Source organism: Halorientalis brevis, from assembly GCF_042678165.1.
Lineage (GTDB): Archaea > Halobacteriota > Halobacteria > Halobacteriales > Haloarculaceae > Halorientalis > Halorientalis brevis.
In genome coordinates, this window is the sequence record NZ_JBHUDJ010000015.1 from 1 (window position 1) to 18,652 (window position 18,652).

General features: G+C 53.8%; 11 protein-coding genes and 1 pseudogene. 9 read left to right on the forward strand and 3 right to left on the reverse strand.

Annotated features, from left to right (window positions below; translation table 11 throughout):
• Nucleotides 1-571 precede the first annotated feature (571 nt).
• Nucleotides 572-1,744, reverse strand: a complete 1,173-nt coding sequence (locus tag ACFR9U_RS20040; protein ID WP_247381354.1) for a type I restriction enzyme HsdR N-terminal domain-containing protein — start codon at nucleotides 1,742-1,744, stop codon at nucleotides 572-574.
• 213 nt (nucleotides 1,745-1,957) lie between these two features.
• On the opposite strand from ACFR9U_RS20040, the gene ACFR9U_RS20045 reads away from it, so the two are divergent.
• From ACFR9U_RS20045 to ACFR9U_RS20070, 6 genes are all read left to right on the forward strand, one after another.
• Complete coding sequence (locus ACFR9U_RS20045; RefSeq protein WP_379815020.1) at nucleotides 1,958-2,797, forward strand: hypothetical protein; 840 nt, start codon at nucleotides 1,958-1,960, stop codon at nucleotides 2,795-2,797.
• Between the two features lie 101 nt (nucleotides 2,798-2,898).
• The gene (locus tag ACFR9U_RS20050) at nucleotides 2,899-4,332 is read left to right on the forward strand and encodes a ribonuclease H-like domain-containing protein (protein ID WP_247381350.1); all 1,434 of its coding nucleotides are present in this window, start codon (nucleotides 2,899-2,901) and stop codon (nucleotides 4,330-4,332) included.
• 2 nt (nucleotides 4,333-4,334) lie between these two features.
• Nucleotides 4,335-6,767 carry a DEAD/DEAH box helicase gene (locus ACFR9U_RS20055; RefSeq protein ID WP_247381349.1) on the forward strand — a complete coding sequence of 811 codons (2,433 nt, stop codon included), beginning with the start codon at nucleotides 4,335-4,337 and terminating at the stop codon, nucleotides 6,765-6,767.
• A gap of 253 nt (nucleotides 6,768-7,020) precedes the next feature.
• The gene (locus ACFR9U_RS20060; protein ID WP_247381348.1) at nucleotides 7,021-9,048 is read left to right on the forward strand and encodes a type I restriction-modification system subunit M; all 2,028 of its coding nucleotides are present in this window, start codon (nucleotides 7,021-7,023) and stop codon (nucleotides 9,046-9,048) included.
• Nucleotides 9,048-10,388, forward strand: a complete 1,341-nt coding sequence (locus tag ACFR9U_RS20065) for a restriction endonuclease subunit S (protein WP_247381347.1) — start codon at nucleotides 9,048-9,050, stop codon at nucleotides 10,386-10,388. Before ACFR9U_RS20060 ends, ACFR9U_RS20065 begins: the two co-directional genes overlap by 1 nt.
• Complete coding sequence (locus ACFR9U_RS20070) at nucleotides 10,388-13,843, forward strand: DEAD/DEAH box helicase family protein (protein WP_247381346.1); 3,456 nt, start codon at nucleotides 10,388-10,390, stop codon at nucleotides 13,841-13,843. The genes ACFR9U_RS20065 and ACFR9U_RS20070 overlap by 1 nt, the downstream gene beginning before the upstream one ends.
• Before the next feature lie 477 nt (nucleotides 13,844-14,320).
• Here the strand turns inward: ACFR9U_RS20070 and ACFR9U_RS20075 are convergent, their stop codons facing one another.
• The gene (locus ACFR9U_RS20075; protein ID WP_247381345.1) at nucleotides 14,321-14,893 is read right to left on the reverse strand and encodes a hypothetical protein; all 573 of its coding nucleotides are present in this window, start codon (nucleotides 14,891-14,893) and stop codon (nucleotides 14,321-14,323) included.
• Between the two features lie 420 nt (nucleotides 14,894-15,313).
• Here ACFR9U_RS20075 and ACFR9U_RS20080 point away from each other — a divergent pair, with 420 nt between their 5' ends.
• From ACFR9U_RS20080 to ACFR9U_RS21415, 3 genes and pseudogenes are all read left to right on the forward strand, one after another.
• A complete protein-coding gene (locus ACFR9U_RS20080; RefSeq protein WP_247381344.1) occupies nucleotides 15,314-15,658 on the forward strand; it encodes a hypothetical protein in 345 nt (114 codons plus the stop codon).
• Between the two features lie 123 nt (nucleotides 15,659-15,781).
• Nucleotides 15,782-16,831, forward strand: a complete 1,050-nt coding sequence (locus tag ACFR9U_RS20085) for a PKD domain-containing protein (protein WP_247381342.1) — start codon at nucleotides 15,782-15,784, stop codon at nucleotides 16,829-16,831.
• Between the two features lie 78 nt (nucleotides 16,832-16,909).
• Nucleotides 16,910-17,047 (forward strand): annotated as a pseudogene (locus tag ACFR9U_RS21415) (ISH6 family transposase); the annotation flags it as partial.
• Here the strand turns inward: ACFR9U_RS21415 and ACFR9U_RS20090 are convergent.
• Nucleotides 17,014-18,375, reverse strand: coding sequence for a hypothetical protein (locus ACFR9U_RS20090; RefSeq protein WP_247381340.1), 1,362 nt, complete (start codon nucleotides 18,373-18,375; stop codon nucleotides 17,014-17,016). The pseudogene ACFR9U_RS21415 and the gene ACFR9U_RS20090 sit on opposite strands and share 34 nt — an antisense overlap.
• Nucleotides 18,376-18,652: the final 277 nt, after the last annotated feature.

The window sequence follows — 18,652 nt, forward strand, 5'->3', positions numbered from 1 at the left end:
TCCCGCTTCTTACTCCTAGTTCTGACGGTCGAAGCCGACGCTGTCCAGCGATTCACCAGAGCCATTTAATTGCTTGTCAAGCCGGCGTCGATGTCTACAAAGATGGAGTTGTTGTTGAACACGACCTGACGTATTCTCGACGAATCGTACCGCTGATGCCGGTGTCTTGCTGATTCCATGATACGTGAACTTTCCGACGCTCGGTCGAACCGAAAACTGTGAACAAGCGGTGTTAGAGCAGTATTTTGATTTCTCGATCCCCTCTATGTCTGGGAGTTTCCTATGGATTGAGTTTGTGGGACGGCAGCTCAAGTAATCCTGGGTCGCGTGAATTAGCGTGCAAGACTCGCGCTCTGGATTCATCACACAGTAAGTGAAATAGTTAATATCAAATATTTGAAAACATTCTTAGAAGCATCGGATCAAGCTCTCAGTCAGGCCTTTTGTCTGCAATAGAACAGTGTGGATGGACCAACCCCCGTACAATAGCGATGGTTTGGGGGATCGCTACGGTGTCTATCGAGAATTTAGAGGGGTTTGCGTCGCTCGCCTTACAAACTATTGCGGTAAACTAGAAGAGATCGTCAGTCGTCTCAGCCTTCCGTAAGGCACCTAGTGTCGTATATTGGAGCGATTGGGGATACTTCGTCTCAAACGGGACCGGATCTTCGAGCTCGTAGAGTGAACCCGGCTTGAACTCGATTACCTTCTTTCCGTCTGCGATTTTGGATCTATCCTTGTAATCTAGTGGCTCTCGTAAGAGGTCAGCCTCGTCGGGTTCAACCACGTCGCTTACCTCAGCGAAGTATTTCACCTCGCGAACGTCCCCAGTGACGTACATCGCCACGTAATCGAATTCACTACCGACGCGAACGAATCCCCACGCTTCGTTCTCCTTTAGAAACGGGAGTCCTGACTCCCGGGTTGGAAACACCGCAACACGGGCGTCGGGGTTACCATCGATTTCCTGTCGGGCAACCTTCCCTGCAACCCGATTCTCCAGTGGCTCAATCTCGTGGGGTGTGTCGTCTGTTCCTTCTTCCTCTTCTCCCTGTGGCTCCGTACTGACGAACTGACGCTGTTCACGGAGTACCGTAACGAGACTTTGCACGAACTCTCGGGCCTGTTCTTCGAGATCGATCGTGAGGTCGCCCACTTCCCGTTCCACGGCCTCCGTGACGGACTCGGTGACGTTGTCCTCGTTTTCCTGTAGGTGTCGAATTGCTCGATTTGTCTGGGCGACCTGCGCAGCTATTTCATCAGACTTCCCTGAGCGTATCGACTCCTTCGTCAGGAGTTCCAGTACTCCTGGGTTTTCGGCGAGGTCATCGAGGTCGAACTGAACGACCGATACCTCCTCACCTCCGTTCTGGTGGCGGTTCTTCGTCAAGACCTCGAAGGACTTCCCGTTGGTGAGAATCCCCCAATCAACGTCGAGCTCCTGTCGCATATAACTCCGAAGTTGGCGTACTTCATCGTCGGTGAGCTCAGACCGAGCTGGTTTGGCCTCCACGAACACGACAGGCGAATCCCCCACGAGCAGGGCATAATCGACGTGGGTACTCCCCGAGGCCATTGGGACTCTGTATTCGAGGGCGACTTCGGTCGAATAGAGATCCCAGCCGAGAAGTTCGAGAAACGGCTGAACGAGCTTGACCTTCGTATTTTCCTCGTCCATCTGCGGTGATGAGTCGATGAGCTGCTGACACCGCTGGACGTACTCGCCAATCTCGTCCTTGTCCATTGTCAGACCGTCCGTAACGGACCCCTTTTAACGTGATGCAAATGTGCTGAACTCTCTTGGCTGATGGATAGGTGCACCAGATGGCTCCTCACTCGTATTTCTGCCACACCCGGGTACTTAAACGAAGTATAATATTCATTATCATAAACGCAGGAATGCGGCTGATTCGGTCCAAACGGGGGTATAATGGGTATTCCGTTCCTAACCATTGACATGGCCGGCGAACAGGCTCACACAAAATCGGTCGGAGAGATCAGGCGTCATCAACTTGATCTCCTCAAAGCCCTTGGGGAAGACACCCCAGACAACGTGGTTTCGTTCGATACCCTGGAGACTCAACACTACTGCGAGCAGAAAGCCGTATTCGAGCGGGCCGAGCGTCCTACTGAAGAGAACCGTCCTGAACGCCTTCTACGAGCACAGGAGCAACATAACCAACTCGTGGAAGCATCGGCCAATACTGACGAGGAATACGATGTCGACGATGTGTGGGACGACATCGAAGCCGGAGATGTTTCACTACTGTACCCTCCCCTGGTCCACGAGATGGTGGGGATGACTCTGTATGCGCGGCCAACATACCTCCGGTTCGTAGATAGCCATCCGACGCAACTCACGCTCGTCCGTGGAGTGACGAAAGAAGGCTATCTCGACCAGCTGTTCCCAAACGAGCGATTTCTGCTGTGGTGTTACGGTACTCTCCTGGACCGCATCGGGTTCGACGTCTCTGACCTCTCCATCCGGTACCTGAAATACCCTCAGGCGAAGTTTGACGTCGTCGAGTTGAGTCGGGCGCAAATGCTCGTGGCGGTCGAGGATGGCGACGATATTTCCATCCAGCTCGACGAAAACGCCACGATTCACCCTAATATCCGACGGCATCCACTCGAATACGAACGGGACCCCGACCGGGGAAAGCAACTGCGTGATTACGTCTCATTCTGGCGTGATGGCGGCGATCCAACCGGTGCGAGCCACTGGAAGCAGTGTGCTAGTTGTCGTTTCAGGCCGGAATGTGACCTCGTGTTAGCTGAAGGTGAGCAACGGCGGTGAGATGGAATGACAGGTACATCTGAAATGGACAGTTTGGGCGTGTCGTGCTTGGAAGTAGACCATCTGTGGCCGATCACGGACAGCCAGGTGAGACACAAAGCATGATTGGGCTCACGGTAGTGCCCGATTTCGCCATGCAGCAGTGCCGAAGTCAGCAACTTCAGGATATCGTCCGGCACTTCGACACTGATGTCCTCTTCACACCATCCCGAGTCCACGAACCGTTCCTCCAATCACACTTGGAAGACTCTGTCACAGTGGCAACCCAACCACTCCAACCCGAGCGTCCACTCGAACTAGCGAGTAGTGACGATGTCAGTCTGATCTGGGTATCGACGCCGAGGGCGATCGAACAACTGATCGAGACCGATACTCCGGCCGACCGTGTCGCTGAAACGTATCTCCTTTCAGACCAACTTTCCGTATCGGTTGACCTCATCAATCTGGATGCACGGCTTGACGGGCTATCGGAGTACAGAGCCCCACTCGCTGATCACGATGCACTTGAGGCGTTTACCCACTTGTCGATAGAAGCCAACCCCGAGTATCGGGCTGAATGGCAGGGCGTCGATGTTCAAGGTGTCATGCCGGGTGCAAACGAACAACAGGGAGTCAACCAAGCTGGTATCGCCCACTTCGAACTTCAGCAGGGGGGTGTTGTTGGTGGGAAGACCAGGAAGCTGGGCGACTTTGGCCTTGCGGCGGTCACCCAAGTCGGCGAGTCGCGTGTGCAAACGCTCCGTGATGCGGAGATCCAATCCCGGCAGGACCTCTCGACGGCGTCAGTCCGTGAAATCGCGAACCTGTCCGGGATCGGGCAGTCTCTCGCACGGACGGTGATCGAATCCGCCCAAGTGATCGAAGAGGGCGAGGTTCGGAAAGCGCCGGGTGCGAGCCTTCCCGACAGTGAACCGATCTTCATCGACATCGAGACCGATGGGCTCAATCCTACGATGATCTGGCTCATCGGCGTCCTGAATCGGGCAACGGAGGACCGATACATGCCGTTCATCGAGACAGATCCATCGAAACCTGGGGAGGCGCTTGAAGCGTTCATGTCGTGGCTCGCTGAATTCGGTCATAATCGGCCTGTCGTGGCCTACAACGGCTGGGACTTCGACTTTCCGGTGATCGAAGAGCATATCGCGGAGCACTGTCCCGAGTATCTGGATACGTGGGAGGGCATGTGGAAGTTCGATCCGTATTACTGGGCAGTCAAAGAGAACAACGCGATCCTTCCCGGACTAACGAATAAACTGGAAGACGTCGCCCCAGCACTCGGGTGGGAGACGATCGATACCGGACTTACCGGTGCGGAGGTTGGCCGCCTGTTCCAAAGGTACGCTGACAACCCCTGCCCAGCCACGGAGTTGGACTGGGACCGCCACAAGAAATACTGCGAAGATGACGTACGAGCACTAGCGTACGTCTACGACGCAATCAAGGAAACGACCAACCGGATGACACAAGGTAGCGGCAACGGTACCTCGTCACCTTCGGAGACCAGTTCACAAGGCACTCTCAGTGATTTCTAACCATGAGCCGCAAGCAGACTCCATCGCTTGATGACGTATTGGACACTGAAACACTCCAGGAGACGTTCCCGAACTATGAAGATCAGTTGGCCGACGCCATCACGGATTCTGCGAAAGCAGCGGAGCACGTGCCTGCAGAGAACGTACTTCCTGAGGAACTCGCGGCTCACCTCGACAACGACCTGTACACGCACCAGGCCGAGGCGATTCGAGAGCTAAAAGAGGGGAACAATGCGTGCGTGGCCACCTCCACGGCCTCTGGGAAAACGTGGGTCTATACGCTGTACTACTGTCTCCGGAAGCTGCAGAATCCGGACGCTCGCGCTTTGTTCGTGTATCCGACCAAAGCGCTGAGCGCCGATCAGGAGAAAGCTGTCAACAACCTGTTTCAACAGTTGGATATCGACGCTATCGCAGAGACGTACGACGGCGACACAAAACGGGACCGGAAGAAAATCATCAGAGACCGGATTGATGTGATCATCTCGAACTTCGCTGGCATCAATCAGTATCTCGACTCGCATATGAAGTGGCGAGACGCTTTCCGGAACTGCGAGCTGCTGGTCATCGATGAATGTCATACCTACACTGGTGTGCACGGTATGCACGTTTCGTGGGTGATCCGGCGGCTTCGGCGGATGCTCGATCACTACGGGTCCGATCCACAATTAGTCTGTTCGACAGCCACGATCGGGAATCCGGCTGAACACTCGGAGGCACTAACCGGTGCGGAGTTCGAGGTTATCGACGAGGACGGAAGTCCACATGGACGTCGAGAGATCGGTTTCTGGCAGCCACCCGTACAGGAGACCGACGATGACGTTGTAGCTGGTTTGGATGAAGATGAAATCCTTCCGTCGATGCGGCGGAATGCGGATGATGAAGCAGCAGGCGTACTTGTCCATCTCAGCAAGAATGATATCCAGACGCTGATGTTCACCGGTTCTCGACAAGGGACTGAAATCGGCGTCAAGCGTGCGATCGAGGCATCACAGAACCACCCCGACACGAAGTACGTCGACATCGACCCGTATCACGCTGGCCTCAGCAAAAAGAAGCGACGGGCAGTTGAGAACAAACTCGCGGAGGGGCAAATCGATGGGGTCATTTCCACGAGTGCGCTGGAACTCGGCATCGATATTGGTTCGATGGATGCGACGGTGTTAGCCGGCTATCCAGGGACTCGACAGTCGTTCTGGCAACGGGTTGGGCGTGCAGGTCGGGGGAACACCGACTCCCTCTCGGTGTTTGTCCCGCAATCAGACGCGATCGACCAGTATATCCTGGACAACCCCGAGTACATCCTGGGCGATAACATTGAGGACGCCGTGGTCGACCTGTCGAACAACCCAGTGTACGCCAAACACGTGCTCTGTGCTGCCTCTGAGCGACCGCTAACTGAGGAGGACACCAGGTGGTTCGGGCCGGAGGACCGCTTGGAAAAGGCCATCGAGATGTGGAACGCCGCTGGGCAGATGGTCGGTGACTTGGACCGCGGTGCGCAGTACAACGGGACGTCGAGGCCCCAAAGCGGGATTTCGATGTACGCCACAACCGACGAGCAGTACAGAGTCAAGCAGGTGAACGGCGACATCGATATGGAGCCGCTGGACAAAGAACGCGTCTACCGAGAGTACTACCCTGGGGCGCTGATCCTGTATGACGGCGACCAGTACGAGGTGCAGCGGGTCGTTGAGGACACGTACAATCCATACGTGGAGGTGAAGCAGACCTCGACGACGAACTATACCCAGGCGATTCACGATAAACACATCCGTGATCTAGAGGTTGAGCGATCGTACGAGCTCGGCAATGGCTATCAACTCTGTGCTGGGATGGGGACAGTCCACATCGACTACAGTGCGTACAACGTGATCGACATGCACACTGGTGAGATCGAAGAGCCCTTGGTTCCGATCGACCTCGACCCGATCTCGTTACGGACACAGCTCATGTGGATTTCCTTCCCACCAAGCATCATCGACCGTGTGATGCAAGAGATTCCCCCAGGCTCCCTACTGCAACCAGACGAGGACTCGATGTTTGCCCCCATGGGTGAACAGGAGTACACGCTGGCAGGCGGACTCCACGGCGGCGAGCACGGGATGATCAAGATGGCCCCGTTAGAACTCCGGCTCGATAACAGTGACATGGGTGGGCTATCGATGATCGAACACCCGGAGATCGGAACTCCGGTCTGGTTCATCCACGATGCGGTTGAGGGCGGTGTCGGGTTCGCACACAGCGTCTACGAGAACTTCGAGGCTGTTGCGCAGCGGACTCTCGAACGCATTGAGGAGTGTAGCTGTGGTCGGGACGTCGGCTGCCCGGCCTGCTTGATGAGTAGCCAGTGTGGGAATCAGAATGAACCGTTGCACCGGCCTGCCGGAAGTAGTCTGCTACGTGCTGCGTTAGAACAGGTTGAGCAGACGTAACAGAGGATTTCTTTGTATTCTGATTGTACTCGTCGCTATAGATGAATTCCGCTCTTCGGACAAACCAACTTCCGCTGATACAATAGCGTTACTGACCAAGCAATCGATGAAGAAATATACAGTTTCTCTGGCAATTATCTGGTCTACTGAGTTGAAAGAATCTCTCTTTAGCAAACGTGTACCCGTTATTTCTTGGGATGCACAGTCAAGGGACCAAGCGATTTATCAGGCATACCGGCCATCACGGTAATAGATGGCTGACAACTTTACCGAGATTTCAAACTTCATTTGGGGTACTGCTGATCTGATTCGTGACAAATTCAAGCGAGGCGATTACGAAGAAGTCATCCTCCCGTTCGTAGTTCTTCGACGACTCGATTGCGTTCTCGAACCAACTAACGAGGATGTCCGAGAAGCCTATGAACAATACAGCGACCAGCTGAATGAACAGGCCCTGCAGGAAGTTCTGAAGGAGGCTGCGGACGCACCTTTCTACAACTACTCCGAATATACCCTCGAAACCCTGCTTGACGAACCGAGCGACATTGAGCGGAATCTCAAGGAGTACGTCCACTCCTTCTCCCCGGAGATGCAAGAGGTTCTTGATAACTTCGGGTTCGAATCGACGATTGAGGGACTTGCCAAGCACGATCTCCTCTATAAAGTCGTGAAGCGGTTTACACAGCCAGAAGTTGATCTGCATCCCGACAGAGTCGATAATTCCACGATGGGGGACATTTTCGAGGAACTCATTCGGCGATTCAACGAATCCCTCGACGAAAATCCTGGCGAACACTTCACTCCGAGGGAGGTCGTTGACCTGATGGCGGAACTGGCGATCGAGCCTGACAAAGACGACTTCGAGGATAACGAAATCCTTCACGTCTACGACCCCTGCTGTGGATCTGGCGGAATGCTAACTGAAACTGAATATAGGATTCAGCAATTCAACGAAGATGTCGAAGTCTGGCTGTTCGGCCAGGAAGTCAACCCCCAGACACACGCGATCGCCAAGTCAGACATGTTCATCAAGGGAGAAAACGCCACAGCAGCGAACAATATCGAAGATGGATCAACCCTTGCCGACGACGCTTTCCCGGACAAGCAGTTCGACTACATGCTCGCCAACCCTCCGTACGGGAAAGACTGGAAGAGCGACAAGGAAGCCGTAGAAAAAGAATACGAACAAGGATATGGTGGTAGATTTGGAGCAGGGCTGCCTGCAAAAGATGATGGCCAGTTCCTCTTCCTCCAAACAATGCTGTCCAAGATGCAGGATCAGGACGACGGAGGAAGCCGGATCGCATTCATCTCCAACGCCTCACCGCTGTTCTCAGCTGATCCTAACGTCTCAGACAGCAAAAACGAATGCAGTATCCGAAGGTGGATACTCGAAAACGACTGGCTTGAAGCACTCATCCGACTACCTGACGAACTCTTCTACAACACCAAGATTACCACCTACGTCTGGGTACTCTCAAACGACAAGCCCGAAGATCGAAATAAGAGAGTCCAGCTGATCGACGCATCCGGCGAAGAGTTCTGGACCCTAATGGACGACAACAAAGGGGACAAGAGAAAGAAACTTACAGAGGATCAGATACAGAAAATCCTGGAACTCTATAGGGAAAACGACGACTCGGAGAACTCCCAGATACACCCTGTAAGGGAGTTCGGATACAGGAAGGTCCGGATTGAACGACCGCTACGTAAGAACTTCAAAGCCTCCGAAGATCGGATTGAGCAAATTAAGGACGAAAGAGCATTTGGCAATCTCTCCGGTAACAAAGAAGGCAAGGAAAGGCAGGAAGCCATTATCCAGATGCTTCACGGGATGGATGATACGCTATACAAGGACAAGGAAGAGTTTGAGGAGGAGCTTGACAAGGCAATCGAAGAAGCAGGACTCGACCTCAAGAAATCGGTACGCGGAAATATTTTCAACGCACTCGGAGAGAAAGATCCGGACGCAGAGATCGTCCGCGACAGCAAAGGCCGGCCAGAACGCGACACAGATCTAACCGACTACGAATACGTCCCTCTAGACAAAGACGTTCAAGACTACTTCGAAAAAGAGGTCCAGCCCTACCAGCCAAATGCCTGGATCAACGAAGATATGACCGATCCGCAGGACGGCGGACTCGGCAAAATCGGGTACGAAATCAACTTCAACCGCTACTTCTACGAATACGAACCACCACGACCTCTTGAAGAAATCGAGGAAGATATCGAAGAAGTAGAACAACAAGTCGTCGACATGATCCAGGAGGTGACAAAATAATGCAAGACACACAGGAGACAACTATACAGGAATTTGACTCGAAAGACAACAGTCGCTATGAGAGATATTCGGAGTATGAAGCACCGAGCGGTGATAATTTACAAAAAGTCCCTGTTCACTGGGAAAGTCGATCGTTTCAGTACTGGGCTGAAAAGAAGAACGACAAAGGTAACGAAGAGGAGAGGGATTTCATCACCTTAGAACACATCAACCCTGTAACCGGGAATCTTGTTGACAATTTCGAATGGGAACAGAAAAAATCTCAAGAATACTATCTCTTTGAACCAGGCGATGTTCTATTTGGAAAGCTTCGTCCCTACCTACGCAAATACTATCAAGTAGATAAGAAGGGTTGCTGTGGAACCGATTTAATGGTCTTAAGCCCTAATTCTGACGTGCAAAGTAGATACCTATACTATTTCCTCCACTCAGAAGACTTCATCCAATTCACCGATGCAAACTCACATGGAGTAAAGATGCCAAGAACGTCCTGGACAAAAGTTTCTTCTGCACATTTTCAACTTCCACCAATAGAGGAACAGAACGCAATAGTAGAGTTTCTAGATTGGGAAACCTCAAGAATAGATCAGTTGATTGGGGAAAAAGAAAAGCTGATTAAACTTCTTGATGAAAAGCGTAATGCGATAATAAATAAATTAGTTACTTCTGGAATTAATGATTCCAGACATAAGGATATTGAACTTGAATGGTTTGATAGTATTCCAGATGATTGGGAGACAACCAGTCTAAGAAATACAGTTGATAAATTTGTAGATTATAGAGGTGCTACTCCAGAGAAGAGTGATTCTGGAATAACTTTGATTACAGCCAAGAATATTGACAACGGCAAATTAGACTTCTCAGAGGACCATGAGTACATTTCTGAAGATGAATATAATGAATGGATGACAAGGGGAGACCCAGAAGAGGGGGACGTGTTGATAACAACAGAGGCACCAATGGGTGAGGTTGCCCAAATTCAAGAAACACCTGTCGCTCTGGCTCAGAGAATCATTCTGCTAAAAGTTAACACAGATTTGCTCAAAAAAGACTTTCTAAAGTATTATCTAGATTCTGAGTTTAACCAGACTCAATTGATAAAAAACCAAACAGGATCAACCGCTAAAGGCATTCAGGCATCTAAGTTAAAAGGTATTCGTGTTATGGTTCCTCCGATATCTGAGCAAGAGGATATCCTTGGAACCATAAGGGAAGAAACACAAAAAATTGATGATCTAATCTCGCAGGTTGAAGAGGGTATTGACCGTCTGAAGGAGTACCGGACAGCTCTTATTACGAATGCTGTTACTGGTCAGATTGATGTTCGGGGTGAGGTGTGATGTCGGATAAGCTCAGCGAGAGGGAGTTTGAGAAGGTTATAATCGGGGATCTAACCTCGGAGGATACGAGTTGGGAGGAAGGGGAGTTAGAGCCTTTGTATGAGCGGTTTGATCCCGGTGGTTATCGTCGTCGGGAAAACCGGCATTATGACAAGGAATTTGCTTTGATTCCGGAAGACGTCTTGAAGTTTGTCAAGGCAACTCAGCCTGATGAGTGGGAGAAGCTGGAGGAGTTCCACGGTGAGGGGGCCGATGACAAGTTCCTGAATACGCTGGACAGACAGATTAAGCGGAAAGGCGCTATCGAAGTACTGAGGAATGGTTTGAGGCTTAGCGGTGCGCGTTTTGAACAGCTCGCGTATTTCGAGCCGGCTACGGACCGGAACAAGGAAGCGGTTGAGAACTATGAGCAGAATATTTTCTCGGTTATCCCGCGGCTCAGGTACCAGCCCGATTCGAATCTCGAAGTTGACCTTGTAGTCTTCTTGAACGGGATACCGATCTTCACTGCGGAACTGAAAGGCGACTTCACGGGACAGGACGTGACTGATGCTAAGGATCAGTACCGGACGGATAGGGATCCACGGGACAAGCTCTTCAGTCCTGGTCGTTGCCTGGCTCACTTCGCTGTTGATCCTGAGGAGGTGTATATGTCCACCGAGCTGGAAGGTCAAGACACCACGTTCCTGCCGTTCAACAAGGGCCATGATGAGGGAGCAGGAAACCCGCCCAACCCCTCCGGGTACCGGACAAGCTACTTCTGGAAGTATCTTCTAAGCCCGGACAGCGTCCTCGACATCGTTCAGAACTTCATCACGGAGTTCCGTGAGCGTGACGACCAAGGAGATCTGACTGATGAAGAGTTCCTTGTTTTTCCCCGGTATCACCAGCTACAGGCGGTAAGACGGAGTATTGTTGATGCCGAGCAGAACGGTCCTGGTGAACGCTATCTCATCCAGCACAGTGCGGGCAGCGGAAAGACGTTCACAATCTCCTGGCTTGGCCATCAGCTAGCCGAGATTCACAATGAAGAGAACGAACCCGTTTTCGATTCGGTGATCGTTATCTCCGATCGTAGAGTGCTTGACGACCAGCTACAGCACCACATGCAGCAGTTTTCCCAGGTAGAGGGTGTTGTCGCAAACGTTGAGGATAACTCCCAAGAACTGAAGGGAGCCTTAGAAAGCGGTGAGAAGATCATCGTTACCACGATTCACAAGTTCGACTACATCGTCGAGGAGATGGATGACCTCTCCGATCGGAACTTTGCCGTTCTTATTGACGAGGCACATTCCTCACAGACGGGCGAACTCAAGGACAGTCAAACAAGGGCTCTCTCCGAAGAATCCGCCATGGAAGGCGACGAAGACGAGGAAGAAATGTCGGTTCAGGACCGTTTGAACCAGGATATGGAGGGAAGAGGAGTTCTCTCGAACGTTAGCTCGTTTGCCTTCACCGCCACACCTAAGGAGAAAACCCTTGAGATGTTTGGCGAAAAGACGGAGGATGGTGGTTACGAGGCATTCAGCCTCTACAGTATGCGGCAGGCCATCGAGGAAGGCTTTATTCTGGATGTTTTGCAGAACTACACCACGTATGAGGACTACTTCAACCTGCTAAAAACGATCGAGGACAACCCCGAGTTCGAAGAATCGAAGGCGAAGAGACTACTGAAATCCTTCGTCGATAGCCACGACCTTGTGATCTCGAAGAAGACCGAGATCATCGTTGAGCACTTCGTCGAGGAAGTGATGTACCGGGTCAATGGAAAAGCGAAGGCGATGGTGGTCACAGGGTCACGGGAACAGGTTGTCAAGTACAAACGGGCATTCGATGAGTACCTCTCTGACAACAACTACAACTTCGAGGCACTGGCTGCCTTCTCAGACTTCAAGTACGAGGGTGAAAAGCTGACAGAAAAGCACGTAAACCAGGACCTCGATACCAAGGTAGAGGACCGGTTCGAGGAAGACGACGCCCGGATAATCATCGTCGCCAATAAGTTCCAAACCGGCTTCGACCAGCCTCTACTACACACCATGTACGTAGACAAGAAGCTGGGAGGCGTGAGAGCTGTACAGACACTCTCCCGTCTCAATCGGACACATCCAGACAAAGAGGACACGATGGTGGTCGACTTCAAGAACGACCCGGAGGACATACAGGATGCGTTCGAGGACTTCTACACCAAGACCCGGGTCAGACAGGGAACCAACCCACAGCTTGTCTACGATCTCGAAGAAGAACTCAGGGACTTCCGACTTTTCAAAGACAGCGAGGTTGAAGAGTTCACCGAGGTCTGGTACAGCAAAGACGCCGACCAAAATCAGCTGAGTGCCGTTCTCGACCCTGTCAAAGAACGTTACAGGAACACGGACGAAGAGACGAAAGACGAGTTCCGAAAGAAGCTCAAAGACTTCATACAGCTCTACTCATTCCTGATCAAGGTCGTCAACTTCCGCGACGAGGAACTGCACAAGCTCTACCAGTTCGCGAGGGTGTTCTTCAGGAAGCTGGACGTAGAGAGGGGTGAAATGCCGAACGAGGTTAAGCAGTTCGTTGACCTTGACCAGTACCACATCAAGGAGGTGGCTTCCGAAGAGGATCGCTCGCTCGAACACTCAAGCGGAGACCTAGATCCTACACACAAGAAGAAGGACGGTTCAAGCAAGACTGAGGAACAGAAATCGCCGTTGGAGAACATCGTCGAGATGCTTAACCAGCAGTTCGGTTATGAAGTTGACGAACAGGATAAGACATTCATCAAGCACTTGAAGGAGAGGCTTGAGGAGAACGACGCGTTGAAACAGACGGTAGATAAGAACAGCACTGAAAAGGCCCAGATGAAGTTTGAGAACGTTACACGGAAGGAGATGCTGGATATGATCGACCAGAACACCCAGTTCTTCAACAAGGCCACAAACGATGACGAGTTTGCTGAGGTTTTCCATAACTGGCTATTCAATCAGTTTATCAGTTCTTCGAAAGAAGATACGCGGGGTCTTATCGAGAAAGGTCGGAGCAAGACTGTCGAGTTTGAAGAACGTCTTCTGCCTGATACAATATCCGATGATCTCGCAAAAGAGAGAGTCGCACAACATATCGCTGCCTTTGCTAATACAGCTGGAGGCCACTTGATCATCGGCGTCGACAAAGAGGGGAATGTTCAGGGACTCGAAAAGGATTTCAAATCAATTACAAAAGGACAGGAAGGGTTCAAAAAACAGCTTGAGAATGCCCTGGCAGAACATTTGGGGGAAACTTTTGCGACACAGGAAACAGAGGTCCAATTTAGCACTCTCCGTGAGCATTCTGTCTGTGAAGTAAAAGTAGAGCCAAACGATGAGCCCATCAAATTCGGCGGGGAAGAATTGTATGTTAGAGAGAACAGTGATACAAAACAGCTCAGCTCAAGAGATGCGAAGAAATACATAAAAAAGCATTTTAGGGGTTAAATCTCAGAATTCCACCATTCTGCTCGTCGTTGTAAGTTAACCCGGTAGAAGCAGTGGAAATCTCTATCTGTTTGATCGGCAGAAATCCGCATTCCCGAAGAAGGATCCATACCTTAGATCAGATATATATAACGACGGTCAGAATCACAGCCTCCTAGTTTCGGTTTGACATTTACTCTGTTGTAAAGGGATAGAACACACTTTTTAGTGCATTTATCGGCATTGAAAAACGTGACTGCTTCCAATGGCCGAGATTTGAACCCGGGGCCTCTCATTTGCTCGAAAGCCTCGCTCGGCCTTCGCCCTCGCTTAGCGTTCGGGAAGCCCGAGTTACCCGGAGTTCTGCACCTGTGCTCGTCACTCGCCGCTTCGATGCCCTCAACGCCGTAACCGCTTCCCAGCAGACGTTACTCAGCAGACAAAGTTGGAGGGTCGCACCTATGCTGGGGAGTCCGGTGAACGAACGATGGAATCCATTTAGAAGTCAAGTTCTTCGCGGAGTTCTTCTTCGTAATCGCGGTTCAGCCGGAATTTCACTTCATCACCGGTCCAGGAACCCTCGATGAGGTCGTTACGGAAATCTTTGCCGTGCTTTCGTGACAGGCCAGCAAGGACGCCACTCAGCGCGGGTCCACTCTCAATCGCCTCGTCGTACTGTTCGCCCATTTGTCGTCGGAGTTCGCCATTCAACACCCAGCCTTTGTTCTCCAACAGTACCTTAATCATCGCCTCTTGGCGGTCTGTTAAGCGGCTGAAGAAGTCATTCGGTAGCCCGTCGAATTCCTCAGTATCAGATGTCTCCCCCTCTTCCTCGCTCCCTTCTTGAGTCTGATGTCCATTTTTGATAGCCATCTCAATTACATCGGTAGCCACATCTTCAGAGATCACCCGTTCAAACGACATCCCCTCGCCTGAGACGTTCACCGTCACCTCTTCGTGTTCGGACGTACCGGGGCTCATTGCGGCTTGGATTATTGGCGGTGCTGTCTGTTCCGAGACTTCTCGTTCGACCGAGATCCCGTCACCAGTGACCGATACGGTTGGTGCCATTGTTACACTGGTCTCTAAAGAGTTCGTACAGATAAAGATTGTCTCTGTTGATGTCTGTAGAGTCTATGTATTCTTTGGAGATGCGTAGAGCCTACAGAGATTTTGGCGGTTCAACTCACACTGATTTGACGACTCCGTTGTAGTCGGGGACACGCCCCTGAAAAATCATATTTGTCAGCGGTCCAGGCGAACGCTGCCCGCTCGAGAAGGGTCGTACCCCAACGGGCTCCGTGCATCGCTGCCCCCTATATTCAGCCCTTTGCCGACACCTCCACCGTCGACTGGTACCCTGTGCGCATGGATGCCACCTGAATAGCAGCCCCTCGCAACTGGTGCCTGACAATCGACATCTTCGACGTAAAGCGTCCCCATGAAACAGTAACCTTACCTGGCAAGTATATTTGGATTGGGAGGAGTCCAATGGGGTTCGCACGCACACTCGCGATCGTCGTCATCGGTCTCGGGATCGTCGCTGGTGGCGGGTATCTCGCGTACACGCAGGTCCTCGGTGGCCAAGGTCTCCAGTCACCGGACGCCGGCGTCCAAGACATCGGCGATTGGGGGACCGTCTCCGAGGATCGGATCGAACTGGTACACACGCTCTGGCTCCAGAACCCGAACCCGACCAGCGTGCAACTAGGGAATGATATCACGCTCGCAGCAGGAGTCACACTCAACGACGTCCGGTTGGGCGCCGTGGAGAAAACGGGGATCGATATCCAGCAGGGGAACAACTCGGTCTCGGTCACGACGGCGGTCGAATAGGACCGCCTCGGCGAGTTCTGGACGGCATTCATCACCGCCGATGAGACGATTCACGCGGCAGTGACCCCCACAGTTCGCGTTCAGGCCGGGTCGGATATCGCAGTCTCGACACCCCCGGTGCGCGTGTCGGCACTCACCGACGAACAACCGATTTCGGATGCGATGAACCAGACCGGCGACGCCTACGAGGGGTCGTACACGAAAGAAGTGAGTACAGCGGACATTCCGAACGACTACATTCTCTCCCGGACTGACATCGGTCCCTCGGGCTCGGTCACGGCCGAGTACACCTTCGAGCGGGTCGACTTCGAGTGGGGCGAGGTGACCCCCGAACAGACGGAAGTGAAGGTTCACGTGCGGGTTCGAAACACCGGTGATACCGTCCTCCCCGGGGTCCCGGATGGCGTGGCAGCCGATATCCTCCTGAACGACATCCAGGTGTTTTCCGCGCGGAACCAAGAGGCCGTCGCCATCAAGAACGTCGACCGTGACGTCCACCTCCAGCCCGGCGAGACCACCGCCTACACGATCGTCGCAACCGCCGAGAATCAGCACATCGAGGAGTGGCTGACCACGTTCGCCCGACAGGACGAACACTCGGACGTTCGCAGCGAGCTCGCGTTCGTGTTCGAGATCGGCGACACGACACTCCGTGCGCCCGACGATGGCGTGGTGGCCTACGAATGTGCGTTCCAGACCGGCATCTTCGTCGACAACCAATCGACAGCAACCACCTGTGGCACGAATGGCACGGTTGAGCTGGGGCCGGTCCGGTATGAGACCGGCCAGGCGTCCGACCCGTCGGATCAGTCCAGCGAGACGACACCAGCCACGTCGACACCGACACCGACTCCCACCCAAACGCCCGAGTCGACTCCGACCACACCGATCACGACAGCAGCCAGCACCCCGACAGCAGCGGTCGACGCCTCGCCGACCGACGGGAAAGCACCGTTGGCCGTCAGCTTCGACGCCAGCGGCTCGACCGACCCGGATGGCGATATCGTTGCGTACGAATGGCGGTTCGACGACGGCCGTCCGCCTGCGAGTGGCGCGCAGGTCGAGCACACGTTCGGGACACCCGGCACCTACGACGTCGACGTCACGGTCATCGACAGCGAGGGCAACCGGGATACCGCGACAGTGACGATTACAGTCGATCGGAGCTTCTGACGACACGAAATCATCGCTAGACCTGCGTGGCCGCCTTTGACAATCTGACGCAGACAGACGCTCAGTACGTGATATATGGTCGCTTCAATTCTCGTTGCGGCACTTGTCGAGTGCCGCAACGAGCGTCTCGTCGAGACCTTCTGCGGTGTAGAACACGTTCACGGCAACGGAGCCGAGCGGTGTCAACGCTCTGCGACGTGTACTCGCTCGGCGGTGAAGCCGGTGGCAGCTGGCTGCAGTGCACTCGTGACTTCCTCGATGTGCGCGAGGTAGCAGTCGGCGAACCGCTCGGCGGCGTCGGCGTCGAACTGCTCAAGGGTGTAGCGGAAAACGAAGCGAACGGTGCCGTCGGTGGTTGCCACCCCGATACCCACTGGTAGCGCCTTCTTACACGGCGGGGAGAACCACAGTGAGTCCCCGCTCTCACCCGAGAGTGACAGTGACTCTGGCAGGCGTCCGAGGTTCGAGAGGGCAGCGGTGACCATCAGTCGGTTGCTGACGGCACGCACGAGGTGCGGGAGTTGGTTTTTCAGCCCAACGGGCAACCGCGGGAGGATTGTTTCGAGCGCCTCGTAGAGTGCCGTGAGTTCGCCGTCTTCCCTGACCGCTGTCGTCTGGTCGACGATCGTTTCCACCGTCGTCTGTGGGTCACGCCGGTCCCGTGAGCGCGTCTCTATCTGTTTCATCAGGGCGTACATTCCGACCACGTCGTAGAACCCGTCTCTCGGGCGGACGTTGATCGGCATCATGACGGTAATCTTGTGGGCGGGTTTCCCGTGGTCGTCGTTCCAGTCCGCGATGGTGCGGTGGAGCGCCGCGAGCAACACGTCGTTGACTGAGACATTGTCTGGACGGTTCGACACCAGACGGTCGGTCAGGTCGGTCGAGAGCGCCCGCTCGGTGAATCCCCACCCGTCGCCACTGGGTACGCCGTCCTCGGCGATGGCCGTCGGACTGTCGACTATGTCGCCGAGTCGCTTGGCGGCCGACCTGAGCACGTCCATCCGACCAGTCAGCGTCGACGAACGGACGTCGGTGAGTGCGACCCGCGACGTCTCGATGTCGACCGGATCCGCGTCCGGCGTCTCGCCGCGATACGCCTGACAGATGGACCGAGCGATGCGGACTGCGCCGACGCCGTCGATGGGGACGTGACCCACGCAGACGAGTAGTCGGTCGCCTCCCCGACGCCCGGCACCGCGGGCTACCAGCAACCGAACCGGTGGCTCCCGCGTGAGGTCGAACGAGCGACTGTAGAAGTCCGACCGCGCCGTCGTCAGGTCGCCGTCGTCGACCACGCCAACCGGTACGTCGCCGACGTCGTCGGGAACCTGCCAGACGTACTCGACGTCAGTACTCCGGCTCGGTCGACGACGTACCCGCGCGAGCGGATGGGCGTTACACGCCGTCACTGCCGCATCGCGCAGTCGGTCGACATCGATCGTCTGGGTCGTCCCGACCTCAACCTGAATGTTCAGCGGGTCCAGTGCGCCTTCGATGTGATAGATGGCTTCGTCGAGCGGTGAGAACGGCAGGGTCGTCACCGCACGACACCCTCTCCGGCGCCGTACATAGACTAATGGTTACGGCCGAGTACGGATAAACAACGTACCTTACTGGATGGTGTCTGCGAGTTCCGAGGGACTCAGTCGTCGCGGGAGACGGCATCGACATTCCGTGGCCGATCGCCATCCGCATCCGTGGTGTGCTGGCTCTCGCTGATTGATGTAGCCAGCACAATTTTTCGGTCGCAGCCGCGTCGCGTGCAGCTTCGACGCCAGCGTGGTGGTAGTCAACGATCGCCTCGAAATCCGTCTCGGA